The organism is Virgibacillus sp. M23 (assembly GCF_034190895.1).
GTDB lineage: Bacteria > Bacillota > Bacilli > Bacillales > Amphibacillaceae > Virgibacillus > Virgibacillus salarius.
On the sequence record NZ_JAWDHA010000289.1, the window covers coordinates 1 to 430 of the forward strand.

A 430-nucleotide genomic window follows, 5' to 3' on the forward strand; every position below is an offset into this window, starting at 1 on the left:
GGACGATATTGACAGTCTGATTTTAATTGGCGTGCTCATTGCTTTAACCGCGTTTTTCGTTGCAAGCGAGTTTGCGATTGTTAGTGTAAGGAGATCCAGAATAGATCAGCTTATCACAGAAGGAAACAAACGGGCGATACTCGCAAAGCGTGTCATTACAGATTTGGATGAATATTTATCCGCATCCCAGCTGGGCATTACATTGACATCAATTGGACTTGGCGTACTGGGTGAACCGGCCTTTGAACGGCTTCTGCATCCATTATTTGAACCGCTCGGCTTGCCGGACTCGGTTTCTCATGCAGTCTCTTTTGCAGTCGCGTATGGCTTGATCACATTCCTGCACGTCGTTGTAGGTGAACTGGCCCCGAAAACGGTCGCGATTCAAAAGGCAGAGCAGCTGACCTTGCTGATAGCGGGTCCTTTGCGT

At 48.4% G+C, this 430-nt stretch carries 1 protein-coding gene; it reads left to right on the plus strand.

Annotated elements, in window-relative coordinates:
* The coding region (locus tag RVS70_RS22605; protein ID WP_321134979.1) for a CNNM domain-containing protein at window positions 1–430 on the plus strand (430 nt) is incomplete at both ends.